Origin of the sequence: Anoxybacter fermentans (assembly GCF_003991135.1) — a bacterium.
GTDB classification, from domain to species: domain Bacteria; phylum Bacillota; class Halanaerobiia; order DY22613; family DY22613; genus Anoxybacter; species Anoxybacter fermentans.
Map to the genome: position 1 here is coordinate 2,692,803 of NZ_CP016379.1, position 11,831 is coordinate 2,704,633.

8 protein-coding genes and 1 pseudogene are annotated in these 11,831 nt (G+C 33.8%); all 9 read right to left on the reverse strand.

Going from position 1 to position 11,831, the window contains the following annotated elements; all coding sequences use genetic code 11:
• Positions 1-111: 111 nt before the first annotated feature.
• The gene (locus tag BBF96_RS12310) at positions 112-795 is read right to left on the reverse strand and encodes a tetratricopeptide repeat protein (RefSeq protein ID WP_164731049.1); all 684 of its coding nucleotides are present in this window, start codon (positions 793-795) and stop codon (positions 112-114) included.
• Positions 796-944: 149 nt separating this feature from the next.
• Positions 945-1,565: a hypothetical protein gene (locus tag BBF96_RS12315; RefSeq protein ID WP_127017440.1), complete on the reverse strand. Its 621-nt coding sequence runs from the start codon at positions 1,563-1,565 to the stop codon at positions 945-947.
• A 389-nt stretch (positions 1,566-1,954) separates the two neighbouring features.
• A pseudogene (locus BBF96_RS16940) lies at positions 1,955-2,764 on the reverse strand (DDE-type integrase/transposase/recombinase); the annotation flags it as partial.
• A gap of 238 nt (positions 2,765-3,002) precedes the next feature.
• On the reverse strand, positions 3,003-3,296 hold the full coding sequence (locus BBF96_RS12320) for a hypothetical protein (RefSeq protein ID WP_127017441.1): 294 nt from the start codon (positions 3,294-3,296) through the stop codon (positions 3,003-3,005).
• 13 nt (positions 3,297-3,309) lie between these two features.
• On the reverse strand, positions 3,310-6,426 hold the full coding sequence (locus BBF96_RS12325) for a glucosaminidase domain-containing protein (RefSeq protein WP_335876897.1): 3,117 nt from the start codon (positions 6,424-6,426) through the stop codon (positions 3,310-3,312).
• An 8-nt stretch (positions 6,427-6,434) separates the two neighbouring features.
• The gene (locus tag BBF96_RS12330) at positions 6,435-7,499 is read right to left on the reverse strand and encodes an RHS repeat domain-containing protein (protein WP_127017443.1); all 1,065 of its coding nucleotides are present in this window, start codon (positions 7,497-7,499) and stop codon (positions 6,435-6,437) included.
• 85 nt (positions 7,500-7,584) lie between these two features.
• Positions 7,585-8,721 carry a hypothetical protein gene (locus tag BBF96_RS12335; protein WP_127017444.1) on the reverse strand — a complete coding sequence of 379 codons (1,137 nt, stop codon included), beginning with the start codon at positions 8,719-8,721 and terminating at the stop codon, positions 7,585-7,587.
• Between the two features lie 16 nt (positions 8,722-8,737).
• A complete protein-coding gene (locus tag BBF96_RS12340; RefSeq protein ID WP_127017445.1) occupies positions 8,738-10,411 on the reverse strand; it encodes an RHS repeat-associated core domain-containing protein in 1,674 nt (557 codons plus the stop codon).
• Between the two features lie 1,207 nt (positions 10,412-11,618).
• The gene (locus tag BBF96_RS16475; RefSeq protein WP_164731050.1) at positions 11,619-11,756 is read right to left on the reverse strand and encodes a hypothetical protein; all 138 of its coding nucleotides are present in this window, start codon (positions 11,754-11,756) and stop codon (positions 11,619-11,621) included.
• Between the last annotated feature and the right edge of the window lie 75 nt (positions 11,757-11,831).

An 11,831-nucleotide genomic window follows, 5' to 3' on the forward strand; every position in this document is an offset into this window, starting at 1 on the left:
TTCTAATGCATCATATCTATACCTTTCTATACCTTATCTCTGTTCCATCAGCAAATAGTATATAAATGAGTCTCTCCTTCAACATCAAATGAAAGAGAGACCCCTCTATAATTAATTCTTATCCTGTTCACTCAATTTTCTTTCTATTATTTTTCGGAGTTCATTTGCTTCTTCATCACTTGAATCATATTGCTTCAACCAATTTAAAGCATTCTCATAATCACCTAGTTTATAATATGCCATAGCCATCAGATACCCATCAATCTCATCATAATATATACACTCTAGCAGAGTCTCTATTGTTTTCTCATACTCCCCTAAAATATAGTATAAATGTGCCAGACCATTATAATTTTCAGCTCTATTATCATATCTAATTGCATTCTTATAACTAATTTCTGCCTTTTTATATAATCCCTTTCGCTTATAAATCTCTCCTAAATCTCGATACGACAGAGAAAGAGTATCATCTTTTTCTAAAGCCTTTTCATGAACAATCATTGCAGTATCTTCATTATTAACAAATGCATACAAAAAATTACCAATCCGAGCTAATACTTCTCCGGTTGCATTTTCTAAAGGGATTAATTTCTGAAGCTCTTCATAAGAAATAGTTGATAAATCATAATTATTTTGTTCATACCAATGTAGAAGATCTAGATAATTCTCGACCTCCCCTGGATCATTTTTAATTCCTTTTTTATAAATTTCAACCACTTTTTCCCCTTCATAACCGATAGCTAAACCTGAATATGCTTTACCGTATGTTGGATCTACCTCAAAAAATTGAATCATGAAAGAGCTCGAGTATAGGAAATATGTCTCCTTCATCTAAATTTTATGAAGCATTAATGAGTAATTCTGTGAAAGTTAAATCTTTCATTGCATAATCCCCAATATTAGGAACCAGCCCACTCAAAAACACAGTGTTCAAATAAAATTTATTAGCGAAGATCAATAATTGCTCGCAATGAATAACTTTTACCTGTCCTTTCAAAAACTGCCCATGAACCAATTGGTAAACCACTTATAATTTCAGATTCTGTTAAAACTAGTTCTTTATCTCCCAAAAGATAAATTCTTGGACTAGAATCATTTTCATTCTCACCAGAACGAATTTTTCGACAAATATCAATAATCTGAGAAGTTGTAAGATCATCATTCTGAAAATTAAACTGAATGTTTTTTAAAGTTATTATAGGAATTTTATTGTTTTTATTTTCAATAGTACCTTGAAAAAGTTTACTAAGATCAACGGGAACTTCTCCTTCTATTGGAAATTTTAGATTTGATGGAATCGAATCAATGGAGTAGTAACGCCAAATATTTCTGCCTCGTGTTCCAAAACCCCCACTCACAAAATTTCGAATTATATCTATTCCAGAAGTACTTACTAACTGTTTAAAAGTTTTAGAATCAGAATTTTTTAGAGACTCCGAAAAGAGATAAATAATATTGCTTATTTCATCCGTTACATTTCCTATTACTATACATGAAGAAAGTATCAGTACAAAAACAATAGAAACAATAATTAACAACTCTTTCTTCACTCTCTTTAACTTCATTTAAAATACCTCCTCATTAGTAGAATGGTCTTAAACTACTACCTACTTCCATTTTCTAGGAAACTTCATGTCTTATTTGACGTGACCATATATTTAATTAAGTTAAATTTTGCTAAAAGTTATTAAAATTATTGTTTTAAAAGTATAAATCTTTACTTCCTTTATCTTCTACTTCCAATATAATCTTGACTTTTCCACCTTTTTTTAATATATTCTTATATCATCTAATATTTTCTGATTAATTCTTACACCTAAAACTGAGCTAGCCCTTTAATATTGGAGATTATGCTATAAAAGATTCCATTTTCATAGAATTACTTTTAAATACTTCATAAAATTTTGCCGGAGGCATATTTCGGACACTTCAATGCCTTTTTCTCCCAGTATAATACAGGAATTCTTTCATGTTCTATACCTAATTCCTTACATAAGCTATTAAATTCATGCGAAATAAACTGAGGACCGTTATCTGTCCTTACTTTTGGCATGTCCATTCCTTTTACTATACACCTTTTTTCTTAACGCATTTTTTAAAACTCTACATGCATCTTTTGCTTTACAATGATAATCTATTATTGAACGGTCGAAAACTTCCATTAGTAATAGTTGAAGGAAAAATTGATCAGTTCCATAAATATATCCATTTCCCATAGTTGATTTGGTGTTTGCTAACCGACGAGGATGCCTCTGTTTAATTTTCTCTCAAGATATTCAACTCTTTACATAGCCTATAAACCTTTTTGTGATTAATTTGAAGATCATAGTCTTCCTGAAGGTTTTCTAATACCAGCCTGTTCTTTTGATTTTCTTGCTATGTTCTCATAAATATGTAGATGAAGATAAGCCGACAAAGCCTAAAACTAGGCTAGTCTTATATCCAGGTTCTATCCATTTCTTTGCTATGGCGACTTTGTCGGCTATTGAGGGTTTACTTTATCTCTAAGGTCCCTAAGAATTGCCAGTTCTAATTCTTTCTCAGCAAGAAGTTTTTTAAAATCTTTTTTAAAACTTCTAGATAATGTTTTTTTGTCCTTTGGAAGAGATTTTATAGAACCTTTTTGAGGACGGGATTTAATCCAGCTATATACAGTTTGCTTTGAAATTTAATGGCGACGTACAACCAATGCAATATTACCAACCAATCGACATTCTTTAATTATTTGCTGTTTGAATTCATCAGAATATTTTTTACATTTCATGAATAATACCCCTTCTATCAATATTATATCATTTTCATACTTTATCTCTAAATCTATTAAGGAGCTATATAGCTGGAATCATGGTAAACACTATTATTTATATTATTTATATTATATTAATAAATATAAGCAACAATATTCCAATCTTTAATTTCTTTTATTCATTTTATCATTTCACCTCTTTTCTAAAACATTTTAAACAATATAAATGTCCTCTTTTATTTAATACTCTCCAAATTTATTTTTTTATTTTATTTAAAAATGAATTTTTAACCATAGTTCTATCTTCTTTAGATAAAATATTTCCTTCTAAAAATTGAAGCATTATTTTACCTTCAATACCATTTATTATTTCGTCTACTTTTTCTTTAAATCCTTTCCAACCACTATAATGCTCAATAAATTTTATATAACGCTTACCCACACCTCCATCTCTATAATATTTTTCTATTACTATACATGAAGAAAGTATCAGCACAAAAACGATAGATATAATAACCAACAACTCTTTTTTCACTCTCTTCAACTTCATTTAAAATACCTTCTTATTTTAATCCCCATGATTTTATAACACTAATTAATTTATCAGCATAATCTGAATCTGTAGCATATCCAGCTTCCTGTAAACCTTTTGCCCATTCTTTAGGGTCATTACTTTCAAAAAGTGATTCATATCTGGAATTTCTCACCAAAAACATACTATGATCATTAATTGATTCTCCAAAATTATTGTAAGCTCTAAATTTGTCTTTGACTTTAACTTTAATACCCCTTTCTTCTTCATGTGTCCAAATTATAACAGAACCAGCGGTTCCCTCTCCTTTTATCCCAAATAAATTATAACTATATTGATCATTATCCATATCTATTGGTACAGCTCGCCCATAATTAGATTCCAAAATAGCTTGGGCAGTAGTAACTGCAGCAGGAACACCAGTATTTTCTTCATCCAATATAGCATAATAATATACAGCATTTACAAAATCAGCTTTACTTGATTTAGATGAAATTTCAAATTCAACCCCTTTCTGATAAGCATCTTTAGCCAGATCACGAATCGTCAAATTCGAACCTACTGTTCGCTTCATCGCTGATATAGTAGTATCATTAAATTCTCCACTTGGTTCAATCCCTATCATTTTTTGAAATGCTTTGATAGCTCCTTTACTCTTAGGTCCAACTTTTCCATCGACACCATTCCGATTAGGACCAGAAGTTCCTATTGGAAATCCCATTAGTGAAAGATAAGCCTGAGCTTCAATAACTCTTGGATCTCCTTGAACTCCTTTTATGACATCTGTTATATTCACTCCTGTATTCCTTTTTGGCTCTAAACCTAATTTTTCTTTTATCGCTCCCAATGTTTCAGACCCAAAAATACCATCCACAGTTACTGCCAATTCAGTCTGCACTTCCTTTACAGCAGCCTCTGTCTTTTGACCATATATACCATCTACAGAAAGGGTGTATCCAAATCCTTGATTTAGAACAGTTTGAAGATCTTTAACATCCTCTCCTCTATCTCCTTTACGAAGAATTTTACCTTCTAAATTATTCAACATCTTATCAAACTCTTCGTCTAAATATGAAGGCTCTGGATTTTGTGGAATCGGTGCTTGGGGATCTAGAAAGTTTTCATTGGCCAATGGCACATCATACCCCAATGGATCTTCAAATCTTACTGGATTCTGATATGCATACATATATCCATGTAGGGTTCGGGGATCACTTAAACGACCCCTGTAACGATCTCTCTGAATCCATTGACCTGTCACTGGATCATAATCTCTTGCTTTGAAGTGATACAATTTTACCTTCGTATCATAAAACTTCTCTGTTAATCCATGATGATTGTATGGCTCCATCACTCCTGCATAAACTTCTCCAAAAGCACCATACCTGTACTTAAATAGACTGTTACCTGATCTATCAGTTATATCCATCACATTCCTGTTTACATCATGATGGTAGAAAAACAGAAATCCTCTTGTATTGGGCTGATAACCCTTAAGTTTCCTATCATGATAACCATACATCTTCCTGGCAATAATATTGCCATTACCGGAAAAATATTCTGCTAATGGTTGAATGCCTCCACCATGCTGATCATATTCTGCCAAAAGTCTATTACCATCATATACATACACCGTCTTCTCCCATCTCAATTGATTCGATGTATGCCAGTAACTCTCCTCTCTTTTTACTCTCCTCCCTAAAGCATCATAGCCATACCTGACCTCTGTTCCATCATCAAACAATACCTGACTCAATCTATTTGCATAATCATACTTGTAAGTAACTGTTCCTTCAGGAGAAATCTTCTGTATCCGATTCCCTAACCTGTCATAAATATATCTCACATCCCCTGCCTGAATCAACTGATTTGCTGCATTATATTGATACAATGTCTCTACCCCATCCTGATTCTTTCTTATCATATTTCCTACTGCATCATATTCATAAGTCACTACATTAAATGGCAATGCCAGATAATCAAAATTTTCTGCCGGGTCTGGTTGATTATCATTATCCTTCTGATTTTTACCCTTACCTTTTTCTTTCTCATTTCCACCTATAGGTTGAGTTATCAACTGAACGTCCCTGATCGCTGTAATCTTCTCTACAGGATAAATTACTTTTGTTAATCGATAATTTGCATCATATCTGTATAAAGTCACTGCCCCATCCTCTTCTGTACATTTTAAGATATTCCCTACTAAATCCCTTTCATAAGTAAAACTTGAAAGAACTCCATATGGGCCATGGGTAACTATGCTTTTTATCTGGTTCATTTCATCATAACTGTACTCTGTCACTACTCCATTGGAATATTTCATACGTGTCAAATTGTTGTTTGCATCATACTCATATTCTGCATAATGATTCGTCGGTAGATTGGCCTTGACTAATCTGTTCAAAGCATCATACTCATAGGAAATTACTGAACCTTTTGGTGTTGTCAATGTCTTTAAATTCCCTACAGCATCATAACTGTACTGAATCTCTGTTCCCAACGTCTCATTTCTGGCCTTTACCTTCCGCCCTAACTTATCATAACTGAATGTCTGTACAAATTCTGGACTTTCAGCTCGAATTATACGACCCAATGGATCATATTCAAATTTCTCTTTCTCTCCTGTCTGATATTCAATTTGAATTAGCCTATCCAGCGGGTCATAAGTGTAACTCGTCCTTCTACCCTCTGCATCAATCTTAAAAGCCAAATTACCTACCGGGTCATAGCCATATCTTGTCTCATTCCCCAATAGGTCTATCTCCAGAATCAATCGATCAAGAGCATCATATTGATACTCTTTTGTATAACCATTGGCATCTACAATCCTGGTCAGCATTCCCTCTGGATCATATTGATATACCGTAGTATATCCCATTGCATCGATTACTTCTATGAGTTTATTTAGAGAGTTATAGCTCATCATTCTCACATTCTCCATTGGGTCAATGATTTTTACCAGATTTCCTATCTTATCATACTCATATTCATACTCCCCACCATTGGCCTCAATTATCTTTGTCAAACGATCAAGCTCATCATATTGATAGATTGTTATATTCCCCTTCGGATCTTTGACCTGAATCAGGTTTCCTACAGCATTATACTGATAATCTGTTACATAACCAAGAGCATTTATCTCTGCTATTTTACGATTTAAACTGTCATATTCATCAGGTTTCCGTTTGGATCATACTCATATCTTGTCTTATATCCCATTGCATCTGTTTTAGCTACCAAAAGTTGCCGGGCATCATATTCGTATTCTGTTACATTACCCAATGGGTCGATAACTTTTGCTAAATCACCCAATGGTGTATATTGATACTCTGTCCTATAATCCATTGGATCTGTGATACTTATCAACTCCCCTGCAAGGTTATATTCATACCTATAGGCATAACCCCTTGCATTGATCTTTTTAACCGGTAGTCCCAGAGCATTATATTCCCAGCAGGTCTCATTACCCAATGGATCAATCTTTTTAATCAATTCTCCTACCCTGTTATAGCTATAACTGGTCTTTTCACCGCCGAAGTCAACCATTTCTATAATTCGATCCAATTGATCATAAGCATAGCTCTTGGTATAACCTGCTGGATTGATGATCTGTACCAGGCGATTGAGCTTATCATATTGATATTTTGTCTTTTGACCATTATAATCAATTACTTCTGTTACTTTACCGGCCCAGTTGTAAGAAAATTTCTTCTCATCTCCCAATGGATTTATAATCTTTGTAACCCTATCTAGTGGATCATATTCATATCTGGTTATCCGCTGTAGTGGATCAATAACTTCAATAATGTTTCCTACAGCATCATATTTATACCGGGTTTCATTTCCTTTCGGGTCAACCTTTTTTACCAACCTGTTAAGTGGGTCATATTGATATTCATACTTAAAGCTTCTCGGATCTACTTTAGCAATCAGATTTCCTGCCGGGTCATATTCAAAAACGGTCTTATAACCGGCCCTATCTACTTTCTCTACTAACCGTCCCAATGGGTCATATTTGTATGTTACTGCATTCCCTAAATGATCTTTGACTTCTATAAGTTCTCCCCGCAAATTATATCTATAGTGAGTCTCTCTACCCAATGGATCTATCTCTTTTACAATCTGATCCATTGAATTGTATGCATATTTATACTTCCCTCCTGAAGGATTTATCTTTTCAATCAATAAAACATTAAAAAACAGCATCTGAAAACCTGACATTTATGCAGGTCTTCAAACGCTGTTTTTTATCAATCTAACCTAATCTGCCCATTTTAACAAGGTAGTTCTTCATAGGCCTTAATTCCTAATATTTTACTATATAAAGCTTAACCTTCGATGGTTCATCACTCAAATTCTCTTTCCCACGTAAAAATATATATTCATCCCGTCCATCATTATCAAGATCCTCATTAACAAGATTCCAAATTTCATAATCACTACTATTATCAAATTCTTCTATCCATGGTTTATAAACAAATTGCCCATTCTCCCAGAATATAGAGTATCCATTACTTAAGATTATTTTTGGAAAAGAATTTGATTGCACAAATACCCCTCTCAAAATTCCATTATCATCAGGAAGTTTAATACGGAATTTCTCCTTACCCGAATCTACACCATAAACTATGTAGGTATGCACAAAATCATCCCAAATTTCTTTTATAGTCTCTAATTCATTATCATCATTTAAATTTAATGTTCCAATAGACTCTGTATCAAGATATTTTAGTACCTCCTCAGGTGGTATTAAAAAAACAATTTCATCATTAACAATCTGTAATTCTTTCCACTTATCTTCACCAACTCTTACATAAATATTTGAATTATCTACAACAACAAATTGTGATTCAAGAAACTCTCCATACGAACTTTTCATTTCCCACTTCTTAATTATCTGCCCATTTTTATATCCAAGTATAAATAAATAATCTTCCATTATATTACCAACCTGTATAAGCAAATTATGTTCATCTAATTTAATTGTATCACAAACAACACCCGAAACTTCTTCACTCCATATTTTTTCTATCCTCTTTTTCTCTAAAAATATTTTATAAACATAAATTTCACTATTCTCTACATCTTCTGTTCTTATAACAAATATTTCATCTTTTCCATCTCCATCAAAATCACAAAATACTGAAGAACATCCAGGATATTCTCCCTTCCACTCCGGCATATCTATCCAGTCAATTTCTATTGGCTCTATACCTCCAAAAGTTATTTTGTGGAGTTTTAAATTAAAACTGTCTGGCAATAAATCGTCAGGAGATTTAGAAATATTTACTGTCAATAAAAGTTTAATATCTCCATAAGTACCTACTGCAAAACCATTAACCGGACTTGCCCAGAATGGTTCTGAATATAATTGCATTGCATATATAGACGGTGTAGATAAGAAAACTATCATAATCAAGATAATACTCACTTTCACATTCACCTTTCCAAACCTCCTCTTAAAATAATTTATTCTTTTCATAAGGCGGTTGTGGATCAGTACCATATTTATATGCCTCAAAAACTCTTTCTACATAATCCCAGGCTCTTTCCCCTGTTCCATTATATGCTAATACCGGTCCAAACCACTCTGTTCCATATTTCTTAACGCCCTCTTTAATTTTCTTTTCATTTCTTTTATACCATTTATACCCTGGACTCTTTTTTTTCTTTTTTCTAAACACATCTTTGCACCAACCAACATGTTCAACCTTCTTATATAACCATCTAATTCCACCAGCTATATTTTGATTTACATCTGACCAGTCTTTAACGTTTACTAGTAATATTTTTAGATTCCGTAATTCATCTATAGACCTGCCTTCTTCTAATTGCATCAAACCTCTTCCTGGCCCACCATCCTCCTTAAGATTCGGGACAAAATTACGATTTTCACGTGCAATCAATGCCTTAACCAAACTTGGATCCAATGGTTCAATTTCATAGCTAGACTTCTCATTCCATCTATCATTAAAGTAATTTGTCCAGGCAACTATTTCACGGTCAAACCTATTAAGTTCTTCATCCTTATATTTTTGAATATTAGTATTCTCACCATATATACTGACATAACTAATCGCCATCTGTAAATCCTGGTCAGAAACACTATCTGGATCTTCTATATATTTATCCATTGTCTTATAGTGGTATTCAATGTCAAAATATTTTTCAAATTCTTGCATATTTTCTTCCTGCTTCTGTCTATCAATTTTTATCACAGGTATGTCTAATCCATCTTTAATACCTGCAGCTGTATTAAATCCAATATCATTATTTATTCCCCTTATTTGCAATTCCGGATTCAACATGCTATCCACTTCTTCTACTGCTTTTTTCATCGCTTCTAAAGTCTCCTGGCCAACAATACCAACTACTGTAACTCCTAACTCAGCCTGGACTTCCTCTACTGCCATTTTAGTCTCCTGACCATATATGCCATCTACTTTGACATCCTTTCCAAACCCCTCATTAAGTATCGTCTGAATTTCTTTTACCTCTTCTCCCTGAGATCCAAATCCATATATCTTTCCACTTTCATTAATCAGTTCACCTAAATCATCCAACATATCCCGTATTCCTGCTTCTGGATCTTCAGGAATTCCTACTACTGGCTCTATCGGATCTGTAACAGAAACGTCGATATCATACCCCAATGGATCTTCAAATCTTACCGGATTCTGATATGCATACATATATCCATGTAGGGTTCGTGGATCGCTTAAACGACCTCTGTAACGATCTCTCTGAATCCACTGACCTATCACTGGATCATAATCTCTTGCTTTGAAGTGATACAATTTTACCTTTGTATCATAAAACTTCTCTGTCAATCCATGATGATTGTATGGCTCCATCACTCCTGCATAAACTTCTCCAAAAGCATCATACCTGTACTTAAATAGACTGTTACCTGATCTATCAGTTATATCCATCACATTCCTGTTTACATCATGATGGTAAAAGAATAAAAACCCTCTTGTATTGGGCTGATAACCCTTAAGTTTCCTATCATGATAACCATACATCTTCCTGGCAATAATATTGCCATTACCGGTAAAATATTCTGCTAATGGTTGAATACCTCCACCATGCTGATCATATTCTGCCAAAAAGTCTATTACCATCATATACATACACCGTCTTCTCCCATCTTAATTGATTCGATGTATGCCAGTAACTCTCCTCTCTTTTTACTCTCCTCCCTAAAGCATCATAGCTATACTTAACCTCTGTTCCATCATCAAATAGTACCTGGCTCAATCTATTTGCATAGTCATACTTGTAGGTAACTGTTCCTTCAGGAGAAATCTTCTATATTAGCGATTCCCTAACTTATCAAACTAAATATCTACACAAATTGGGTCTCTCCTTCAATATCAAATGAAAGAGAGACCCACTGATAATTAATTCTTATCCTGTTCACTCAATTTTCTCTCTATTACTCTTTGGAGTTCAATTAATTCTTCATTACTTGAATCATATTGCTTCAACTAATATAAAGGCTAAACTGCAAAAAGCTAATTTTTCGCTCCTTGAGAAATTTTTCGAACCATCTAAAGCTCGATTTCCGCCGAAATAAGGCTTCCTAATCAAAGGGCCCTCCTGGCCCTTGATTAGCTCATCACTTCCTGTGATGAGGCTTTATTTCGACTGAAATCTCACTAAGATGGTTTAACGAAAAATTTCTATGGCGCTCAAAATTAGCTTTTTGCAGTTTAATCATAGATATATAAATTCTGACTCTGAGGAATTATCAATTCTCCCTTATAAATGTCTTCTGTAATATGCCTCTGCCCTATAAACTTATATTTAGCTTCTATAGCAAAATCTACTCACTTGTTCCTGGCTTATACAAGTCTTCACCAAACAGCATATAATCCTGTTTCTAATCCTGTTTCCAGACTACCTGACCTTTACCATCTGTCATGAATCAAGTTGAACCAGGATTATCATGGCGATAATATACAATTTCTGCATCACTTCCAACTATTCCTCCTATTCTCGCAATCTGTCTATCATGAACATAAATGAAACTTGCTTTCTTCCCTTTTGAAATGCTAGCACCTGCATAATTGAATTCATAATTGATATTACCTTCCTCTTCTGTTTCAGAGCAAATCCTGTTTCCATCTGCATCATAGATAAACTTAGCCTGTAGTTTACTATTCCGATATACCGCCTTTAACCTGTTTCTTACCGTGTATCCTTGATAAATTCTACACTCTCATCTACTTTTACCGTAAACTGATTACCTTTCTCAATTAAGTTACCATAGAATTAACTCCGGTTCACTTTCATTATGTTCCAACTTCCCCTTTCAGCTTCTTTCAGATCCCACCGTTACCAGTGACGCCCTTGTTTACGGGTTGTCTTCCCACTGGTTAGATAACAGGACTTCTTCCAGTCCATCAGCTCAGCAAACATGCCGGAAAAACCAAAAAGGGGCTGTCCCAAAAGTAATTGATTACTTTTGGGCATGGCCCCTTTTTTCATTGTTCATTTCAAATTCATTGAAAATTTTTCTGTTAAGAAAATAAAAACCCATACCTGACA